General features: G+C 41.5%; 16 protein-coding genes and 2 pseudogenes. 14 read left to right on the top strand and 4 right to left on the bottom strand.

The genetic code is table 11. The features are described from left to right. The first annotated feature begins 113 nt into the window (after positions 1-113). Positions 114-1,037 (top strand): LysR substrate-binding domain-containing protein, encoded by a 924-nt coding sequence (locus AC13CK_RS11300; RefSeq protein ID WP_282362101.1) that lies wholly within the window; start codon positions 114-116, stop codon positions 1,035-1,037. A gap of 66 nt (positions 1,038-1,103) precedes the next feature. On the opposite strand, the gene AC13CK_RS11295 is transcribed toward AC13CK_RS11300, so the two are convergent. Then, positions 1,104-2,789 carry a BCCT family transporter gene (locus tag AC13CK_RS11295; protein ID WP_282362100.1) on the bottom strand — a complete coding sequence of 562 codons (1,686 nt, stop codon included), beginning with the start codon at positions 2,787-2,789 and terminating at the stop codon, positions 1,104-1,106. 324 nt (positions 2,790-3,113) lie between these two features. Here AC13CK_RS11295 and AC13CK_RS11290 point away from each other — a divergent pair, with 324 nt between their 5' ends. From AC13CK_RS11290 to AC13CK_RS11255, 8 genes and pseudogenes are all read left to right on the top strand, one after another. Continuing rightward, positions 3,114-4,307 (top strand): aromatic ring-hydroxylating oxygenase subunit alpha, encoded by a 1,194-nt coding sequence (locus tag AC13CK_RS11290; protein WP_282362099.1) that lies wholly within the window; start codon positions 3,114-3,116, stop codon positions 4,305-4,307. Beyond that, the gene (locus AC13CK_RS11285; protein WP_282362098.1) at positions 4,307-5,737 is read left to right on the top strand and encodes an aldehyde dehydrogenase family protein; all 1,431 of its coding nucleotides are present in this window, start codon (positions 4,307-4,309) and stop codon (positions 5,735-5,737) included. The genes AC13CK_RS11290 and AC13CK_RS11285 overlap by 1 nt, the downstream gene beginning before the upstream one ends. Before the next feature lie 24 nt (positions 5,738-5,761). After that, a pseudogene (locus AC13CK_RS11280) lies at positions 5,762-5,923 on the top strand (rubredoxin); the annotation flags it as partial. Then, on the top strand, positions 5,912-7,108 hold the full coding sequence (locus tag AC13CK_RS11275; RefSeq protein ID WP_282362106.1) for an NAD(P)/FAD-dependent oxidoreductase: 1,197 nt from the start codon (positions 5,912-5,914) through the stop codon (positions 7,106-7,108). The pseudogene AC13CK_RS11280 and the gene AC13CK_RS11275, both read left to right, overlap by 12 nt. Positions 7,109-7,119: 11 nt before the next feature. Further along, positions 7,120-8,436 carry an NAD(P)/FAD-dependent oxidoreductase gene (locus tag AC13CK_RS11270; protein ID WP_282362097.1) on the top strand — a complete coding sequence of 439 codons (1,317 nt, stop codon included), beginning with the start codon at positions 7,120-7,122 and terminating at the stop codon, positions 8,434-8,436. A gap of 15 nt (positions 8,437-8,451) precedes the next feature. Continuing rightward, positions 8,452-8,802: a cupin domain-containing protein gene (locus AC13CK_RS11265; protein WP_153566796.1), complete on the top strand. Its 351-nt coding sequence runs from the start codon at positions 8,452-8,454 to the stop codon at positions 8,800-8,802. Between the two features lie 178 nt (positions 8,803-8,980). Beyond that, a complete protein-coding gene (locus AC13CK_RS11260; protein WP_282362094.1) occupies positions 8,981-10,153 on the top strand; it encodes a hypothetical protein in 1,173 nt (390 codons plus the stop codon). Positions 10,154-10,236: 83 nt separating this feature from the next. Beyond that, a complete protein-coding gene (locus AC13CK_RS11255) occupies positions 10,237-10,851 on the top strand; it encodes a MarC family protein (RefSeq protein WP_282362093.1) in 615 nt (204 codons plus the stop codon). 44 nt (positions 10,852-10,895) lie between these two features. Here AC13CK_RS11255 and AC13CK_RS11250 read toward each other — a convergent pair whose 3' ends face one another. From AC13CK_RS11250 to AC13CK_RS11240, 3 genes and pseudogenes are all read right to left on the bottom strand, one after another. Further along, the gene (locus AC13CK_RS11250) at positions 10,896-11,096 is read right to left on the bottom strand and encodes a type II toxin-antitoxin system Phd/YefM family antitoxin (protein ID WP_282362091.1); all 201 of its coding nucleotides are present in this window, start codon (positions 11,094-11,096) and stop codon (positions 10,896-10,898) included. Between the two features lie 352 nt (positions 11,097-11,448). After that, a pseudogene (locus tag AC13CK_RS11245) lies at positions 11,449-11,538 on the bottom strand (LysR family transcriptional regulator); the annotation flags it as partial. Positions 11,539-11,688: 150 nt separating this feature from the next. After that, positions 11,689-12,705, bottom strand: coding sequence for an AraC family transcriptional regulator (locus AC13CK_RS11240; protein WP_482831203.1), 1,017 nt, complete (start codon positions 12,703-12,705; stop codon positions 11,689-11,691). Between the two features lie 152 nt (positions 12,706-12,857). Between AC13CK_RS11240 and AC13CK_RS11235 the strand changes: the two genes are divergently transcribed. From AC13CK_RS11235 to AC13CK_RS11215, 5 genes are all read left to right on the top strand, one after another. Further along, positions 12,858-14,288: a coniferyl aldehyde dehydrogenase gene (locus AC13CK_RS11235; RefSeq protein ID WP_282362087.1), complete on the top strand. Its 1,431-nt coding sequence runs from the start codon at positions 12,858-12,860 to the stop codon at positions 14,286-14,288. Positions 14,289-14,415: 127 nt separating this feature from the next. Then, on the top strand, positions 14,416-16,134 hold the full coding sequence (locus AC13CK_RS11230; RefSeq protein WP_282362086.1) for a GMC oxidoreductase: 1,719 nt from the start codon (positions 14,416-14,418) through the stop codon (positions 16,132-16,134). A 15-nt stretch (positions 16,135-16,149) separates the two neighbouring features. Then, on the top strand, positions 16,150-18,114 hold the full coding sequence (locus tag AC13CK_RS11225) for an alkyl/aryl-sulfatase (RefSeq protein WP_282362085.1): 1,965 nt from the start codon (positions 16,150-16,152) through the stop codon (positions 18,112-18,114). A gap of 128 nt (positions 18,115-18,242) precedes the next feature. Beyond that, entirely contained in the window at positions 18,243-19,322 is a 1,080-nt protein-coding gene (locus AC13CK_RS11220; protein WP_482831202.1) for an outer membrane protein transport protein, read from the top strand. Between the two features lie 150 nt (positions 19,323-19,472). Continuing rightward, positions 19,473-21,113: a long-chain fatty acid--CoA ligase gene (locus AC13CK_RS11215; RefSeq protein WP_282362376.1), complete on the top strand. Its 1,641-nt coding sequence runs from the start codon at positions 19,473-19,475 to the stop codon at positions 21,111-21,113. Positions 21,114-21,212: the final 99 nt, after the last annotated feature.

The raw sequence follows: 21,212 nt of genomic DNA, 5'->3' as shown, positions 1-21,212 counted from the left end.
TTCCTGATATAATTATGAGAATCTAACCAAAAATTTTCCTAGTAATTTAGTATAGATTTTAGGTTGAAATTTTTTGTTAATGGATTAATTTTTGGGACAAATCAGGAGTGTCCATGAAGATCAAGCCACTTCCTCCGATGAATAGTCTCATCGTTTTCGAGGCTGCTGCCCGTCATTTGAGTTTTACTAAAGCTGCTGATGAACTTAATGTCACGCAAGGCGCAATTAGTAGACAAATCAGACAATTGGAAGAATACTTAGGGAAAGAGCTATTTATTCGTGCCAATCGTAATATTTTATTAAGCCCGACAGGGGCACAGTATTACCAAACGATTTACGCTTCTTTATTGAATATCGCTCAAGCGACAGCTGAAATTAAGAAATGGCAAGGTGATCGCCAAGTTACAGTAGCAACCACAAATGCGATGGCTTCTTTATGGCTATTGCCAAAAGTTGCGGGTTTTCAGCAAAGTGAAGAAATAGATTTACGGATTTTGACTACAGAGAATATTCAAGATTTATATAAAATGGATTTTGATATTGCCTTGTTTTATTGCAAAGTTCCTCCTGTGGGTATGCAAACTACCATGCTTTTTCCCGAAGAGGTATTCCCTGTTTGTAGTCCTGGATATTTGGAACAATTCAAAGATACCGACAATCAAATACAGATTTTTGAAAAAACTTTGTTATATCTAGATGATTCTCAAAAAGATTGGATTAACTGGAGTGAATGGTTTACATCGGTGAACTACCCAATTGTTAAGCCTAAGAATCGGATTAATATTAATAACTACCCGATGTTATTACAGGCAGCAATTAATGGACATGGTCTTGCTTTGGCTTGGGGATCTTTAGTTGATGATTATTTAAAATCAGGATCTTTAGTACGTCCTGTTGATACGGTCTTAAGAACACCAGCGAGTTTTTGTATGTTAGAGCCGCTTGATCGTGGTGTGATTCCTTCGAGTGTGAAACATTTTCGTCAATGGTTATTAGAGCAATTGCCAGGGCAAGTGGGGCAGAAAGGTTTGACCTAATTCAATATAGTGAAGGCATAAAAAATAGGGATCTTTGTGATCCCTATTTTTTATTTATGTTTTGGCTTATTTTTCCGAGATAGATTGCCCAATAACTCTGGGACTCTCCCGAGTCTCAGTCGAGACAGGTTTATCACAAAAATCAGGACGAACATGCTCTGGCATCATTGCCCAAGCTTGAGGCTCACGACGTAAAGACTTAAACAAGGTCACACTTAAGATGGCAATAAAAATTGAAATTGGGAAGCCTGCGATAATAGAGGCTGTTTGCATGGCTTTTAATCCACCTGCATAGAGCAGACCTGCACCAATAACCGCGATAAGGACACCCCAAACAATTCTAATCTTGATCGGTGTATCTGTTGCTCCTTCGGCATCAAGGAAACATAGAACATGGGTTCCACAATCCGCCGATGTAATGAAGTAAGTTGCTAACAATAGGCATGCGATTACACTCATCGCTTGACCTAAAGTACCATGATCAATATTGTCAAACATGGTGAAAAGAGCGGCTGTGTTGTCTGCTTTAGTCGCTTTGACAATAGGACCACCTTCAAATGCTGGTGTAGCAGGTTGACCAGCTTCAACTAAAGCCGCTGTTTGTGCTTCATATTGATGGCGTGCGTCTTGTTCAATTTTCAGTGCTGAGCCACCCACGGTCGACATCCAGATCGCGGTAATTAAAGTTGGAACTAATAACACGCCTGCAATCAGTTCTCTGATAGTACGACCTTTAGAAATACGAGCGACAAACATACCGACAAAAGGACCCCACGTCATCCACCAAGGCCAGTAGTAGGCTGTCCACCAGTTTTGCCAACCAGAATCTTTTTGTGCATCGCTCCATAGACTCATCCCGATAATATTTTGAGTATAATTGCCTGTTGTCTCAAGTAAAGTATTTAAAATATAACGAGTTGGGCCAATTGCCAGTAAAATTATGATTAACAATACTGACAATAGCATATTGAGTTCAGATATACGTTGCATCCCTCGGTTAATACCAAATACGACCGAAACGGTTGCAATACTACATAAGATCGCAATGATAGAAAATTGAACACCTAGACTATTGGAAATACCAAAAACTTGATTTAGCCCTGAGTTGATTTGGATTACACCCATTCCTAAAGTTTGAGCGATACCAAAGGCAGTAATAACTACTGTTAAAATATCGACGGTATGTCCGATTGGACCGTAAATACGGTCACCAATAATTGGGTATAAAATTGAACGTAAACTAAAAGGAAGACCTTTTCGATATGAAAAGTAAGCTAGTGCTAATGCTGTGACACAGAAAATTGACCATGGATGTAAGCCCCAATGGAAGAAGGTCAACTGCATTGCCATACTGGCAGATTCATCACTAAAATTTGGCGTAAATGGATTGCTCGCGTAGTGCCACATAGGTTCGGCTGCAGACCAAAATACAATACCGATTCCCATGCCCCCAGAGAACAGCATGGAAATCCACGCAATAAAGCTAAACTCTGGTTTTTCATCATCTTTTCCAAGACGAATCAGACCAAAACGGCTAACCATTAGATACAGTAAAAAAGCCACAACAAACGTCATGAGTCCAACGTAGAACCACTTAACGTTATTTAATAAAATAGTTGAAACTTGTTCAAATAGTTTACCTGCCTGTTCAGCTTGAAAAGCACAAAACAATACAAAAACTAAAACCAAAATTTTGGAAATGACGGTGACTGTCGGATTGAGTCCCTTAAAGACCCCAGATGTAGCACGCATAACTCCTCCTTGGATGCGGCACCGCAGTTAACTACCTGTTAACTGATCATGTGAGTCTTAAAAGCTTAGTGATTCACATGGAATTTGCTCAACTGATTTATTCTCATCCATGAGTGAGTTTTAATCATAGATCGCACATACCAAGTATAAGCCAAATTCATCCTCTTTAGATGCATGATAAAAACTCATGTATGCCTAGCTAAAAAGTCGTTTGTCTGTTTGCTCGATATTTTACAGAATCTTCACTATCAAAGGCACCACGTGCTCATGGTTGAATGGCCTCGCAGGGAGAACTGCGTTTAGGAACGAAATGGAGATTATCGGATGAACAGTCAAGTTAGCCAAAAACTGATTTCAATTGCACAGATCGAGAATATTTTAAGCCCCATTACTGAATCTAGTGGTATGCCGAATGAAGCATATCTTAGTCAAGAATACTTCCAATTTGAACGTGATAATGTTTTTGCAAAAACATGGGCGTGTGTTGGATTTGCTTCAGACTTACCTAAAAATGCCTATGTGAAACCTGTGGATTTTATGGGTATGCCATTGGTCATGATGCGTAACCGTGAAGGTGAAGTTCAAGTATTCCATAACGTATGTAGCCACCGTGGCATGCAGTTAGTGCATGAAGAGGGTAGCATTGAAGGCGTGATTCGCTGTCCATACCACTCTTGGAGCTATGACTTAAACGGTAATCTAAAAGGTACGCCACATATTGGTGGTATCGGTCAGCATAAAGATGAACGCTTTAAATGTGAAAAACATGGCTTAAAAGCACTTCGTTCAGCCATCTGGATGGATTTAGTCTTCATCAATATTTCGGGTGATGCACCTGCATTTGAAGAGCACATTGCACCATTAGCAAAGCGTTGGGAGGCTTTTTTAGGCACTAATGATCTTGATTTAATTCGTGTGGCAAAAACAGGTTCAGTATTTGAACTTCCTGTTGAGAGTAACTGGAAACTGACTGTTGAAAACTTCTGTGAAGCCTATCACTTGCCATGGGTACATCCTGCATTAAATACCTACTCAAAACTTGAAGATCACTACAACATTATGTTTGAAGATCGTTTCTCAGGTCAGGGGAGTTACAAATACAACTTATCAGCAACTGCTGGTACGCACTTGCCAAAATTCCCAAGCTGGCCTGAAGACCAATTACGTCATGCAGAATACGTTGCTGTATTCCCGAACGTATTGTTAGGTATTCAAGCGGACCACGCATTTGCCATGATGATTGATCCTATCGCACCTGAAAAAACAATTGAAAAATTACGCTTGTATTACGTGGGCGATGAAGCACTTAGCCCGGAATATGACGCATGTCGTGAAGCGACTTTGCAATCTTGGAAAGTTGTATTTTCGGAAGATGTATTTGCAGTAGAGAACATGCAAAAAGGTCGTCATTCCCCAGGTTTTACTGGTGGTGTTTTCTCACCGGAAATGGATTTTCCAACATATTTCTTCCAACAATGGTTGGCTAATCAAACTAAAGCGGCTTTAGAGGGTAAATAATGAAACATTACCTCAACTATGTTGATGGTCAATGGCGGGATTCTCCCCGCCAATTGGTGATCATGAACCCTGGTACTGCAGAGCCTTATGCAACGATTGCACAAGCAACAACTGATGATGCTGATTTGGCAATGGCTGCTGCTCGTCGTTGTGTCGAAAGTGGGGCACTAACAGATGTACGTCCTGCACAGCGTACGATGTGGATGCTGAAAGCAGCAGAAGCAATTCGTGAAATTACTGACGAAGCAGCAATGGTGCTTTGTTTAGAAAATGGTAAAAATTTTGAAACTGCGCGTGAAGAGTTTGTAGAAGCTGCACGTTATTTCGAATACTACGCAGGTATAGCAGACAAAATCGAAGGAATCTCTGTACCGCTAGGTAAAGACTATGTTGATTTTACGCAATACGTACCAATGGGTATTTCTGTTCAAATCGTACCTTGGAACTTTCCAGTATCGATCTGTGCACGTTCACTTGCTCCAGCATTAGCTGCGGGTAATGCAGTAGTAATCAAGTCTCCTGAAATTTCACCTCTTGCGATGACCTTGTTAATTGCGGCAATTGAAAAAGCAGGCTTCCCACAAGGTGCGGTGAACTTACTTTGCGGTAAAGGTTCTGAAGTTGGTAACCATTTGGTTGAACACAACGATACGAATCAAATCGTATTTACGGGTTCAGTTCCGACGGGTCAACGCATTTTAAAAGCTGCTTCACAACGTGCAACACCATCTGTCATGGAGCTTGGTGGTAAGTCCGCCGCAATTGCTTTAGCTGATGTAGATTTAGAAAATCTGATCCGTAGCGTTAAAGTCGGTATTTTCTATAACGCAGGTCAAGTGTGTTCTGCAATGTCGCGCTTATTGGTGCATCGCAGTCGTTTTGAAGAAGTGAAACAAGCTGTCGTAACCATGGCGCAAAGCTTAACCATTGGTTCAGGTGAAACGCATGCCGAATTAACACCTGTTGTTTCTCTCGATCAGCAGCAACGTATTCTGGCTATGGTGGAACAGGCTCGTCAAGAAGGCGCAACGGTATTAACTGGTGGTAAAGCACCAGAACTCGCAGGTTACTTTGTAGAGCCGACTATTATTGAAGCAACGCCATCTATGAGTATTGCTCAGGAAGAAGTTTTTGGTCCTGTACTGGTCATCATGCCATTTGATGATGAAGACCAAGCGATTGAAATTGCAAATGGTACTGACTTTGGTTTGGTTGCGGGCGTATTTGGTGCTGGCATCAATCAAACATTGCGTATCGCGAATCGCTTACGTGCTGGGCAAGTCTTCATTAATGAATGGTTTGCTGGTGGTATTGAAACACCATTTGGTGGTGTCGGGCTTTCTGGCTTTGGTCGTGAAAAAGGTCAGGAAGCGATCTACAGTTATGTGCAAACACGAAACATCGCAATTCGTTTGTCACATCACGCGTAGTCATCAGGGAAGGAATGAGACAAGATGAAAAAGTGGTTATGTATTGTCTGTGGATGGATCTACGACGAAGCGAAAGGTTGGCCTGCTGATGGTATTGCACCTGGCACAAAGTGGGAAGATGTACCTGAAGACTGGCTATGTCCTGACTGCTTGGTTACCAAAGCTGACTTTGAAATGATTGAAATTACAGATGAAGTGGTTGAAGAGCCACAAGTTCAAGAAACAATTGAACCTGTGGTGATTATTGGTAGTGGTCATGCTGGTTATCAACTTGCTTCGGCATTACGTGCTCAGTCCGCAGATCTGCAAATTACTTTATTCACTCTTGATGATGGCGCGATTTACAGTAAACCTGCCTTATCTAATGCTTTGGCGTTAGGTAAGGACGGTCATTCGCTTGTACGCGAGACCGCATTAAGCTGGGAAAAACGTTTAAACATCCGTGTGTATGCACATACCCGTGTTGAACGTATTGACCGTGCAAACAAGAAATTAATTACTTCAATTGGTGAATATCCGTTTGGTCGCTTGGTTCTTGCGACGGGTGCTTCTCCGATTGTGATCCCTATGCAAGGCGATACCAGTGCGGTCGTGAGTGTAAACGACTTGGCAGATTATCGTCGCTTCCGTTCTATGTTAGAAGGCAAGCAGCATGTCACGCTATTGGGTGATGGCTTAATTGGTTGTGAGTTTGCCAATGATTTAGCAGCGCATGGAATTAAAGTGACGGTTGTTGGATTAGGACAATGGCCAATGGGACGTTTGATTCCACAAGCATTGGGTCGAGCATTACAAAATGCATTAATCAAGCTCGGTGTAGATTGGGAACTTGAAAACAGTATCAGTTCTATTCAGGCACAAGGCGATCGTTATCAAGTGACACTGCAAAATGGTCAAGTCTTAGAAACGGACTTGGTATTAAGCGCAGTAGGCTTGAAACCAAATGTTTCGTTAGCTCAAGACGCTGGTTTAGAAGTTGGTCGTGGTATTCGCACTGGTTTAGATCACCGTAGTAGTGATGCCGCTATTTTTGCTTTAGGTGACTGTGCAGAAGTAGAAGGTCAATGGGCGCCATACATCAATCCAATTAACCAAGCTATTCCAGCATTGGTGAACAGCTTATTAGGTAAATCTACCGACGCAACATTAAAGAATACACCTGTATTGGTGAAAACTCCTGTTCTTCCGCTATCGATCTTATCTCCTGTAGGCCAAGGTCAATGGTCTGTGGAACAACATGGGGATGAGTGGGCTGCAAGTTATCATGATGATGCTGGCGTATTAAAAGGCTTTGCTCTCCTCGGTAGTCAATTACAGCAGCAGCGTAGTGAATGGCTTGAAAAGCTGAATAAGAGCAGTGCGGCAGCATAAGGATATAGAACATGATTGCTTTACCCCATGATGATAAAAGTTGCGGTTGGTATGCCGCATTACCTGCTGCACAACCAGCAACACGCTTAACAGGCGTTCAAACTGCGGACTACGCTATTATTGGTGCTGGTTTTGCAGGATTGGCGGCAGCGCGTAGGCTTGCTGAACTCATACCGAATGCTCGTATTATTTTGGTCGATGCACAGCGTGTAGCTGAAGGTGCATCGGGCCGAAATTCTGGTTTTGTTATTGATCTACCGCATAAATTCTCACTAGAACATCCAGATCCTGAATTAAAGCAAAAGTTACTCAAGCTTAACCGTGCTGCAATTGCACAGTTAGAGGGATTGGTTAAAAAGCACAGCATTGATTGCCAATGGTCACTAGCTGGTAAATATCAAGGTGCGGTTGGTGAGCGTGGTGAAGCGCATTTGGCTCACTTCGCAAAATTGATGACAGACCTTGGCGAACCATTCCGTTATGTAGAAAAAGATGAGTTATCGAAGGTTTTAGGTACGAATTATTATAGCCGTGCAATTTTCACAGGTGGATCATATCTGATGCAACCTGCAGCTCTTGTACGTGGTATGGGTGATCATCTTCCTGAAAATGTAGAGCTATTGGAAGAATCTCCAATTCGTCGTTTGGAAAAGGTCGGTAATCAATGGGTTTTACATGGTGATAATGGTTCAATAAAAGCACCTAAGTTGCTTTTGGGAACCAGTATCTTCACGCAAGAATTTGGTTATTTAAGAAACCGCCTATTGCCTGTAATGACTTTTGCAAGTTGGACGCGCCCATTAACTGATGAAGAAATGAAGCGCTACCACGGTGAATTGGATTGGGGTTTAACCCCAGCAGACCACGCAGGTACAACACTTCGAATGACTGCTGACCGTCGTATCTTGATTCGTAACACGTACAAGCACGTGCCTAAATACGGTTCAAGTGTGAACGAAGAGCAGCGTAAAAAAATCCGTGCAGACCACCGCAAAGCTTTTGTTGATCGTTATCCAGATCTTGCAGATGTTCCATTCACTGAAACATGGGGTGGTGTCTACGCCATTTCACGTAACTTCACTAACTTCTTTGGTGAGTTGGATGATGGCGTGTATGCCAGTGCATGTGACAACGGTGTAGGCGCTGCATGGGGCACTATTTCGGGAACTTTACTTGCTGAATTGGCTGTCGGAGTTGATTCCGAACACCTTAAAGATATTCAGTATGTCACAGGTATGCCGAGTTTGAATCCGCCAGAACCATTTTTAGGGATGGGGGTGAAATTCCGTATTGCTTTGGCGAAATGGCAAAGCCGTAGCGAATTGTAAGAGAGGGAGTGGAAGATGAGTGAAGTCCGTTTAGTTGACAGTCAGTCACTGAATTTTAATGTACGTGGTGATACGCCTGGTATGGCTTATGTTGCACGCGCGTTAGGCGCTGATGTATCTCCAAATATGGGTATTGGTTTTGCTCGTTGGGAAGGTGCAGAGGTCGCATGGAAGGTACTGTATGACGAAGTTATTTTCGTCATTGAAGGTTGTTTTGAGTTGACTGCAAATGGTCAGAAATATGAAGTCCGCCCTGGGCAAATGCTGTGGATTCCAGAAGGTACTGAATTAGTCTATGGCGGACATGCTCTGTTTGGCTATGTGGTACATCCTGGGAATTGGAAAGAAATACACGGGATTGCTTAAGGCTGAATCATAGCATTCAACATGCCTATATTGCGTAAACGTTTAGCTTCACGAAGATGCTAAACGTGGTTATGCATGAATGCTAAAAAGTTGATGTGAACATATATCTACACATCAAGGTAATACAACAATATGGATACGTTGTTTTAATTTCATTACACAAAGGATATGTCAGTAAATGAATCATTTATATCGTAAAGCAACTGTTGGGTTATTTGCGTTAGGTGTAACACTTCCTACTTTTGCAGGTGTCACATTTGGTGATGCGAAGAGTGAACTCGGAGCTTTAACGGTGTCAGGAGCAGTCCGTACTAATTATCAAGATAAGCATTATGGTGAACCTGCATCTGACCAAAAAGTGAAATTTGATGCTGCGATTTTAAAATTAGCTTATGAATCTCCAGATTGGTTTGGTAAAGCTGAATATCGTTGCTATCAGTACGATACATTTTGTGATTTTTCAACGCTGGTTTCAGCTTATGCTGGCTATCGTTTAAATCCAACCGATAATATCACTGTCGGTTTACAACCTATTCCATTTGGCCCAGGACGTTATTGGGACAGCAGTTTCTATGCAGGTATCAACAATACCATGGGGCTTCAGGATGCATTAGATTTGGGAGTGAATTTGCACTTTGAAATGCCATCAGCAACTAAAGTCGATCTCGCCTATTTCGCAACAGATGGAGGCAACTATCATGGTACAAGTAAAGATGCTGCACGCTATACAGCAAATGTCGTGTCATCTTCGGATCCGCTTAAAACAGATTTAAATGAAAAAAATATGTGGATAGCTCGGGTTGATCAAGAGCTTAAATTTTTAAGTACAGATGAGCTAAAAGTTTCATTAGGTGGGAGCTATTGGCATTCGGACATTGAAAACAAAAAAACATCTGAAGATGGGACACGAAATTCTTGGGCACTGTTTAACCGTATTAACTATAAAAACTTAAATGTTGTGCTGACTGGCGGTAAACAGTCGATTAGTAATAAGGATGCTTTGAGTCCTAGTAGTTCTACATTCGGTTCATTTGATGCTGAATACGACATTGCCAATAAGGGATATTTCTACACAGTTGATACAAGTTATAGCTTTAAGAACGTCCACGATGCTCTTAACGTGACCCCGTATGTGGTGTTCAGTGGTTTCAATAAGAAAGAACAGGGTTTTGATGATTCGCAACGCAATATTGTTGGCGTGGCATGGAATTATAAAAATGCAACTTTATATACAGAATATTTAATGAGTAAGAATGATCCATTTGTCGGTGGAACAGGATCTTCATTGGCTGCAGGTGATGATGGCAAGTGGAACAAATTATTAAACTTGATGTTTGTTTATAGCTTCTAAAAAGGCTAGCTCTCTTTTACAAAATGAAAGAGAGCTACTTTTCATTTTTAATTCACCTAAAAGACTCTCTTGGATAATCAAATATGCTTTCTCAATATACTCATGCATTCGCATTATTCTTTTCATTGTTGAATCCTTTTCTCATGAGTATTTACATGATTGGATTAATTCGACATACAGAGACTAGAGTATTTAACAAAGGACTTATTCAAGGAGCACTCATTGCGTTTCTGGTTTTTTTGCTTTTTGCTTGGGGAGGCGAGGCAATTTTTAGTAAATATTTAAATGTGAGATTCGAGTCATTCCAAATTTTTGGAGGATTAATTTTTCTTGTCATTGGATATCGATTTGTATTTCAAGGTGCTGATACTATTGGTGAAATGCGTGGTGCACCAGAGCATTTGGCAGGCACCATTGCTATGCCGTTTATGATTGGACCAGGCACGATCAGTGCTGCGGTGGTTACAGGCATGAGCATGTCTATAGGTGAAGCAGCTTTAGTGATTGGACTAACTTTATTTTTAAGTTGCAGTATATTGATTTTGATGAAATTTTCTCATGATCATTTACGTTATAAACATGCTAAATATATTGATCGCTATTTTGATATTGTAGGTCGTTTATCCGCTTTACTGATCGGAACAATTGCAATTGATATGATTGTTACTGGCGTTACACGTCTGGTCGATAAAATGTAAGACGTTAGAAGAGCTGTAGTTTAAGACATACAGGTCATCTGTGATTACTGATGATCTGCTGTGTGAGATTGGGTGCTGAATTTTTTGTCAAATTCGGCTTTTTTATACATTTCATAAGATGCTTTACTAATGATAACAGCTGATTCTCGACCACGACGAGTAATTTCAACAGGTTGACCTGCAAGTGCTTGATCCATTAATTCAGAAAGTTGTGCGCGCGCATTTGAATAATTCCAACTTTTCATGATGATATTCCTTCATAAAATTTGACTCAATATATGTCTAGGTTATGGAGCTTTCAAACGATTTATTCTCACTACTGGATGATGTTTGGGAATGGGTAATTAGTTTTTTCAACAACTGAATTGAGGGTTGTTCGGTCTATTAATTTTATTTAAAAAATCGTCCTCTAAAGTTTTATTCAGCAATATAATTCTCAAATGAATAAGTCGACATCTAAAATTTATCATACAACTAACAGGTTTTCTTATAACTAAGCTTTTATGAGTTGAGGAAGTTATTCAATCTGGTGTGATACAAAAATTCAAAGGATTAAAGAGTAAAATATAAGCTTGGATGTAATTGAAAAATCGCTTTTTAAATTCCCAAAACGATTTGATATGGCTTAAACCCTTCTAGTACAGCGTCTGTCACTAACTGAATAAAAACTTCAGTTTTTCCGTAAGCATATTATTGGGTATAGGACACCAATTCTAGCCCGAATGGTTGGGGAGTACGACTGCTTGCTTCATTTATTTTCCCGAAATAAATCGAGGTTGCTGTTTACTAAGATATGCATTATTTCATACAAAAGCAGTGCTCGGCTCGTTGCTTTTTTTAAGTCAATTGTTTGGCTTTTTCTTTCCATTCCGTTGGGGTAATACCAAACCAGTTTTTAAAGCGTCGGCTAAAAATCGATAATTCGGCATAGCCTAGTTGCAATGCCAGATCGGTCAAGGTAATGCTACTACTATTCATAATACGGATGGCTTCTTTTTTGCGAATATGTTCCAGTAAATCCCGATAAGTAGTACCGCGTTGTTTGAGTTGGCGCTGCAATTTTTTGGGATGAACCCCCATACACAACGCGATATTATCGATGCTGCAATCACCTGTCGCTAAGAGCATTTTGACTGAACTTTCAATCAAAATTTCATCATCATGTACAGGTTTGTTGTTTTGGCTTTCAAGTTGCTGTTCAATCAGTTGATTGATCATATCCTCATTAAAGCAAGATGGTTTGTAGTCTAAAAATTCGGTAGAAAAATAGATTGCATCTTGATTGGCATTAAATTCGACTTCGCAATTTAGTATTTCGGAAAATAACTGCTGGTTCATCTCTAGCGGACGTTGTTTTAATTTAATTCTTTCAGGTTTCCATGTGGAACCAATCAAGTCTTTAAATATATTTTGGATTAAGCCAATAGTGAGCTGAGCTTTTTGCGGCATTTCCGTATTTTGTTGATTCAAGCGAACAAGGTTTAATTCACACAATTGATTAGGGAGCTGATTCACGTGAAAAATTAAACCTTCGGCATGCAAATAGACATATTTTTGTGCAACATTGAGTGCTTCTAAAATAGTGTTCTGCCGAGACATATAAATACCAATCAAACCGATGGTTCGAATATTTTGCCTAGCCCCCAATTTTAGACCAAAACATTCTTCGTTACAGGCGATTGCTGCTTGATTTAATAAATTGAGATAGCGATCATAATCAATAAAAGAATTCGGTTCACGTATTATTGACGGTAAAATGCCGACTTGTTTGAGAATATCAATTGGATTGATCTCATAACTGCGAACTAACTCTTCAAAACCTCCAAGGCTAGCAGCCCGTATATAGTTGCCCATTTAATGCTCCTTTCACTGTCCTAAATTGTCAATCCACTGTCCCAAAAGGTCAAGCATTTTTTTGATGATCTGCTAAAGTGAATCTAAGTCAAGCTCAATCATAAGATTAAGAATACGATTGGGCGATCCATTCGCTGGAACAAGGGAAATGTATGCAACTCCATGCCGAAAATTCGATGCTCGAACAGCAATTACGAGATGGTCTGCAATTACAAAAGCGCAGCGCCCAACAAAGAATTGAAAGTAATGCTGAACGGAAACAGCATTTACTGAACCTAAAAGCCATGATCAATGATCATCGTGAAGCTTTGCTTGATGCCGTGAATCGCGATTATGGTAATCGTTCACGACATGAAAGTTTACTGGCAGAAATTATTACTGCGACAGATGATATTAATAGTAGCATCAAACATCTGAAAAAATGGACCAAAGTACAGAAGCGCAAAGTTGATCTCAGTATGTATTTTGGTGGTAAAAACCGCTTGATCCCACAACCTTTGGGCGTGATTGGCTTAATCGTGCCGTGGAATTTCCCGATTAACTTAATGTTCTCACAACTCTCGGCCGTTTTTGCTGCGGGCAATAAAGCCATGGTCAAGTTGTCGGAGAACTCACGTCATTTGGCTGCCTTACTGATTCAACTGGCGCCGCAATATTTTAAACCAGAGAAACTGCAGATTTTTGATGAAACTGGTGGTGTAGGCATTGCCTTTTCTAAACTGCCGTTCGATCACATTATGTTTACTGGTTCAGGTGCAACGGGTAAAAAAGTGATGGCTGCGGCGGCTGAAAACTTAACGCCTGTGACGTTGGAACTGGGTGGCAAATCACCTGCAGTCCTCGATCCAGACTATTCGCTTACCAAAGCGGTAGAACGGATTATGTTTGTGAAGCAGTTTAATGCCGGACAAATTTGTACCAATGTCGATTACCTGTTTGTACACGAATCGCAAAAAGATGCCTTTATTCAAGCAGCAACGGCTTGGGTCAAACAACATGTGCCTGATATTCACAGCAAAGACTACACTTCAATTATTGATGACCGTGCGTTCCAACGCCTAAGCCACACCGTGAGTGAAGCACAGGAAAAAGGCGCCACAGTGATTTATCTAAATCAGCAAGCTGCCGATCCAGTGAGTCGTAAATTCCCAGTGACCCTGATCCTGAACAGTAATGATCTGATGGAAATTGATACCCGTGAAACTTTTGGTCCCATTTTGATGGTGAAAACCTACCGTGAACCGGAAGACGTGGTGAACTACATTGCCGAGCGTGATCGTCCATTGGCATTCTATCCATTTAGCCAGAATAAAGCCTTGGTGAACTACTACATTAGCCACGTGATGTCGGGTGGGGTTTCGGTCAATGATGCCCTGTTCCATGTCGGACAACACGACTTGCCATTTGGTGGTGTGGGGGCTAGCGGTATGGGGCACTATCATGGTTATGAAGGCTTTTTAACCTTCTCTAAAATGCGTCCAGTGTTCTATCAAGCGGGCTTTTCCAGCATGAAATTCTTGGCACCGCCTTATGGCAACTTTGCCAATCGCATGCTGAACTTTTTAACCCGCGCGAAATCCTAAGCGCACGTACCCGATACATTTAGACGTTCAGACTCAACCTTTAAAGCTTTGGCTTTAGAAGGCTGAAGAGCGTCATGCTGATGAAAAACAAATAAAGAGATAAAAGACTATTAAAGGAGTTAATAGTATGCAAAACGTAGATTTTGATTTTGATCAAATCGTGATTGGATCTGGTTTTGGTGGTTCGGTAAGTGCGCTGCGTTTAAGTGAAAAAGGCAATAAAGTCTTGATCTTAGAAAAAGGCTTGCGACGTAAGGATGAAGACTTCCCTGAGAGTAACTTAGAAACCAAAAAGTATTTATGGCTCCCTGAATTAGGAATGCAGGGTACGCTACAAATGAGTTTCACCAATAAAGTAACCATTGTACATGGCGTGGGTGTGGGTGGTGGGTCACAAATTTATGCCAACGTACACTTTATTCCCGACGATGAAGTCTTCCACTCCAAAGCGTGGACACGGATCCGTAGCGACTGGAAAGAAACTTTAGCGCCTTATTATGGCTTGGCACAGCGTATGCTCGGCACAACAAAAAATACCTATACCAATATTGCAGATGAAACATTACGTGAAGTCGCGGAAGAAATGGGACATGGCGATAGTTATAAAACTGTCGCTACGGGCGTATTTTTTCCACAGGCAGACGGGGTACGGGCGCAGGTTATGAAAGACCCGTACTTTAATGGTGATGGTCCGGACCGACGCACTTGCCAATATTGCGGTAACTGTATTATTGGCTGTCGCTATAACGCTAAAAACACCTTGATGAAGAATTATCTGTACTTTGCCGAGCGCAATGGGGTGGAAATTCGTCCAAGTTCGGAAGTGATTAAAATCACGCCTCTGAATACTGATGGCAGTGCTGGCTATGAAGTGATTGTGAAAGAAGTGATTGATAAAAAAGTACGTCAATACACCTTGCGTGCGCGTGGCGTGGTGGTGTCTGGTGGGGTAATGGGCACTGTGCCATTGCTGCTAAAAATGCGCGATCAATATAAAACTTTACCAAACATCTCGCCATTATTGGGTCAAGAAATTCGAACCAATTCAGAAACCTTAACCACAGCGAATGATACCCGTGAAAAAGTGGATGATGGGGTGGCGATTAGCTCATTTATCTCTGTTGATGATAATACCAATATGGAAGTGAACCGTTTCCGTGAAGGCTCGGATGGAACGTGGTTATATGTACCGTATGTGCCGATGGTGACTGGTACAGGCATCGTCCGCATTGTGAAGTTCCTGTTTAACACCTTATTGCATCCTTTTAAAACTGCAAAAATGCTACGCCCGAAAGGTAAGGCACGCAGTTCAATTTTGTTCTTGGTCATGCAGAAATCTGAAGCCTTTATTCATTTGGAATGGCGTCGTAAATGGTATCGCTTATTTAGAAATGGGGTTACTGCAGTACAAAAAAAAGGCGATACACCATTAACCGTATCGTTTCCCGCTGCGGAGAAAGCAACAAAATTATTTGCCAAGAAGCTCGGTGGTGAAGCCGGTTCAGCATTGACCGAAGTGGTGTTAGGAACGCCAATGACCGCACACATTATGAGTGGTGTGGCAATGGGCACCAATCCAGAAAATGGTGTGGTGGATTTATCGGGTGAAGTGTTTGGGTATAAAAACCTGCGCGTACTGGATGGTTCGATTATTCCAGGCAATTTGGGCGTGAATCCATCCTTAACCATTACCGCGCTGTCTGAATTTGCCATGAGTCAGGTGCCGGTATTTTCAGAAGAACGTGCCGCAAAAATTAAACCTATTCATTTTAGTCAACCGCTTGCAGGACAAGTATCTCAGCTCAATGGAATTGGGGATTTAGCAAGCACATTAAGTCGTGTATAAAAAGGAAATTTTATAATGATCAAAAAAGTATTGGCGAGCATGATTTCAAGCGCATTGCTGTTTAGTATCGCGCATGCAGAGTCAATTGGCAGCAAACCTGCAAGCCAATTTACCGAACAACACAACCATGCAGTTTTGTCGGAATTACCGTTTAATGATCGTCAAGATTTTGAGTTTGCAGCCAAAGGATTGATTGCCAAACCGAAATCTAAGCAAATTAAGAATGATAAAGGCGAAGTGATCTGGGATCTGGCTCAATTTGACTTCTTAAAAAAAGATCAGTTCAACCCTTCAATTAACCCAAGTTTACAGCGTCAAGCGCAATTGAATCTAAATTATGGTTTGTTTAAAGTGGCAGACCGAATTTATCAAGTACGTGGGTTAGACCTAACCAATATCACCTATATTCAAGGGGATACGGGCTGGATCGTGTTTGATCCATTAACCGTACCAGAAACAGCAAAAGCTGCACATGCCTTGGTCACCCAATATTTGGGTAATCGACCAATCAAAGCGGTGGTGTATAGCCATGCCCATGTGGACCATTTTGGTGGGGTGAAAGGCATTATCAGCCAAGAACAGGTCGATAAAGGCGAGGTACAAGTGATTGCACCGCGTGACTTTATGGAACACGTGGTGAAAGAGAATGTATTGGCGGGTAATGCCATGCAGCGTCGTGGTTCATACCAATACGGTATTTTGATTCCGAAAAATGCGCGTAGCGTAGTCGATGGTGCATTGGGCAAAGAGGTGCCTACAGGCTATGTCGGACTTATTGCACCAACTTATGTGGTGGAAAAAGACAAAGAAACCTTAAAGATTGATGGTGTAGAAATGGTATTTGAAAATACCCCGAATACAGAATCTCCATCGGAAATGAATACTTGGTTCCCGCAATTTAAAACCTTATGGATGGCGGAAAATACCGTGGCTGGTATGCACAACTTATATACCATTCGTGGTGCAGAAGCTCGCGATGCAGCAGGATGGAGTAAAAACATCAACAAGGCTTTACAAGAATATGGGGTAAAAGCCGATGTGTTGATGGCTGCACACCACTGGCCACGCTTTGGCAATAAAGCGATAGTGGACTATATGGAAAAGCAACGTGACATGTATGGCTATTTACATGATCAAAGCCTGCATTTGGCGAATAGTGGTGTGACCATCAATGAAATTCACAACCAGTTCAAGATGCCAAAAGCCTTGGATCAGGAATGGTATAACCGAGGCTATCATGGCTCAGTCAGCCACAATGTACGTGGTGTGGTGAATAAATACATTGGTTATTATGATGCCAATCCAGCCAACCTCAATAAACTGAGTCCAGATGCTGCGGGTAAGCATTATGTGGAATTGGCAGGTGGCAGTGATGCCTTGCTGCAAAAAGCGCAAGCCGCGTTTGATAAAGGTGAATATCGTTGGGTGGCGGAGTTACTGAACCATTTGGTGTTTGCAGAACCGAATAACCAAAAAGCCAAGTTATTACAAGCAGATACTTTAGAGCAATTGGGTTATCAGGCAGAAACCGCAGGTTGGCGCAATGCGTATTTATCGGCAGCCTATGAACTCCGCAATGGTTTACCAACCAATGTGCAAAGTACCAAAATTGGTCCAGATTTGGTTAAAGCCATGGGGACTGAACTGGTATTTGACTATATGGGTGTACGTTTAAATGCCGATCGTGCCGAAGGCAAGCAATTTAAAATTAACTTTGTGCTGCCAGACCGCAATGAAAAAATTGCCTTAGAACTGAAAAACTCACATTTAAATGTGATGAGTGACACGCAAGCCGCAGATGCTGATTTAACGGTAACCTTAAATCGCAGTGATTTTGATCAGCTATTGATGAAAACCGCTTCTTTTGAGAACTTGATGGCACAAGGCAAAATCCAGCATCAAGGGGACTTGAAGTTAATTCCGCAGTTCTTTGGCATGCTGGATAACTTTGAATATTGGTTCAATATTGCGACACCTTAAGGTCTCAGATTGCATGAATTGGCATACAGGAGTGTGCTGATTCGAATAAAAAATTGTCCGCTTTTTATATCGTCTTATTACAGCCGGTATAGAGAGCGGCTATCTGTAAAACATGGAAGATTAAAAAAATGTCGAACAAAAATGCCAAATTAATGACAACGCTAATGATGACAATTGGTGCTGCTTCAGGTGCACATGCTGCTGGCTTAGAGCGCTCATCTCAGCAAATTGATGCATTATTTGAAGCAGGAACTTATGCTGAAATTGGGTTTGTCCATATCTCACCTGATGTTACTGGACGGGATAGCAGTGGTAATACCATTTCTGATATGGCTGAAAATTATCAAACATTAAATTATGCAGTGAAAACCAACTTAACGCCGAATACACGATTAGCTGTGCTATACGATGAACCTTTTGGCGCCAAAGCTGGATTTGAAGGGGATAATAATTTTGTTGATCCAAGCCGAACTGGGGAGGACGCTCGAACTAGAGTCTCGGTAAAGTCACGAAATATCACCACATTATTGGGATATAAGTTAAATAAGAACGTGATGGTTTATGCAGGTCCAGCCTTGCAAGAATTACAAGCAGATGTGCATTTACGCGGACCAGCATATCGTGCTTCAAGTGGATATAACAACCATTTTTCAGAAGATTTAGCTTGGGGTTGGGTTGCAGGAATGAGTTATGCAAAACCTGAGTTAGGGGTTTTAGCATCACTAACATATCGCTCTGAAATTGAACATAAAACAACAATTCATGAAGATGTACCACTAGCAGATTTGGTTTTTGGGGATTACTCGCATGCCAATAAAGGTTCCGTGACAACGCCGGAATCGATCAATTTAAATATGCAAACTGGTTTGAATAAGACCACGGTATTGTTTGCCAAGATGCGTTATGTACCATGGGATGACTTTGAGTACCGCCCACCGATGTTAAATGCTGCAACGACAGCCGCTTTAAAGAAAAATCAGGGTTTACCACTGGTGGATTATTCTAAGGATCAAACTGCAGTTGAACTGGGTATTGGTAAAAGAGTGTTGCCAAACCTTGCTCTTTCAGTCTCTGGACTATGGGATTCGGGCGCAGGCAATCCTGTGACTACTTTGGGACCAGTTGAGGGTTATTGGGGTTTGGGTTTAGGCGCAAAATATAACATCAATGAACATTTGACCTTAGGTCTAGGTGGTCGTTTTCTTTAGTTTGGCGACGCTAAAGGTAAAGTCTCGGATGGACGTATTGTGGGTGACTTCCAAGACAATACGGGCTATGTCTTCGGTGCAAAGCTTGCCTATCAGATGAAGTAATTCCTAACTTTTAGTTTCAATCTTACATGTATCAAGGAGTTTTACATGCTGGGAAATATGATGTTTAAACCACTGCTCATTAGCAGTTTGATTGAACACGCCGCGCAATATCATGCTGATACGCAAATTTTCTCTAAAAATGTGGATGGCAGTGTGACTGAAACCACATGGTTGGAAATCTCTAATAATGCAAAAAAATATGCAAATGCGTTAAAGGCACTCAATATTCAGCCGAGTGAACGCGTGGCGACTTTGGCATGGAATAACCATCGTCATGTTGAAACATGGTATGCAATTTCTGGTTCGGGCATGGTATGTCATACCATCAATCCACGGCTATTTCCTGAGCAACTGACCTTTATCATTAATGATGCGGATGACAAAGTCGTGATGTTTGATAAAACATTTGCAGCCTTAATTGCATCTATTCAGCCAAGTATTCCCAACGTACAGCATTTTGTCTGTATGAGTGAAGCCGACCCTGTGATTCAAGCAATTTTGCCAAATGTAAAATTCTATGATGATTTAATTGCCGCTCAAACCGCTGAGTTTGAATGGCCGCAATTGGATGAAAACACCGCCAGCTCATTGTGCTACACCTCAGGCACAACGGGTAATCCGAAAGGCGTGCTTTATTCACATCGTTCATCCGTGTTACATAGCTTTGCCACTTGCTTTCCAGACACCATTAACCTGTCTTCAAAAGAAGTGGTTCTTCCCGTTGTTCCAATGTTCCACGTTAATGCTTGGAGCATTCCGTATGCAGCGGCGATGATCGGAAGCAGTTTGGTCTTGCCAGGTCCAGATTTGGATGGTAAGAGTTTGGTCGAATTGATTGATCAATACCAAGTGAGCATGGCATTAGGTGTGCCGACCATTTGGCAAGGGCTTTTGACGTATGCACGCTCTTCAGGTACAGAGCTCAAGAGCTTAACTCGCACGATTGTGGGTGGATCATCTTGCCCACCTTCAATTATGGCTGAGTTTAAAGAGCGTTATGCTTGTGACACCATTCACGCATGGGGCATGACCGAAACCAGTCCACTTGGTACGATTAACCAGTTAAAAGGCAAACATGCAGCTTTGTCTGAAGAAGAACAGTTAAAAGTCCGCTTATCACAAGGTCGTCCACCTTTTGGGGTATCCATCCGGATTACTGATGAAGAAAATGGTACGCAGCGTTTGGCGGATGATGGACGCACCACGGGGCATCTTCAAATTCAAGGTCATTGGATTGTTGAAAGTTATTATAATAAAGACACTAAAGCATTAACTGCAGATGGCTGGTTCGATACAGGGGATATTGCCTCGATTGATGAAGATGGTTATTTAAGCTTAAGTGACCGCGCTAAAGATCTGATTAAGTCAGGTGGTGAGTGGATTTCATCGGCAGAGCTTGAAAATATTGCCTTAGAATATTCAGGCGTTGCTATGGCGGCAGCGATTGCGGCAATCCATCCAAAATGGGATGAGCGTCCAATTCTGATTGTGAAAAAGAGTGCAGAAAGCCAAGTCACTGAAGATGAATTAATTGATTTTTATCAAGATAAAATCGCGAAATGGCAAATTCCAGACAAAGTGATCTTTGTGGATACAATTCCTATTAGTGGTACTGGAAAAATGGTCAAAAAAGACCTACGTGAGAAATATGGAAAGGTTCTATTGGGGGATGATTCTATCGCCTAGAGCAGTTTGTAAGAGCTTATTTAGCGATATATTTATTGCTAAATAAGCCTATCCCTAAAACTTAGTACACAAATTATTGGTATGTTTAAAATCAAGATA

It is taken from the genome of Acinetobacter sp. L-24 (genome assembly GCF_056857555.1).
The sequence above is the reverse complement of the archived record's forward strand: the minus strand, read 5'-3'. Positions and strand labels throughout refer to the sequence as shown.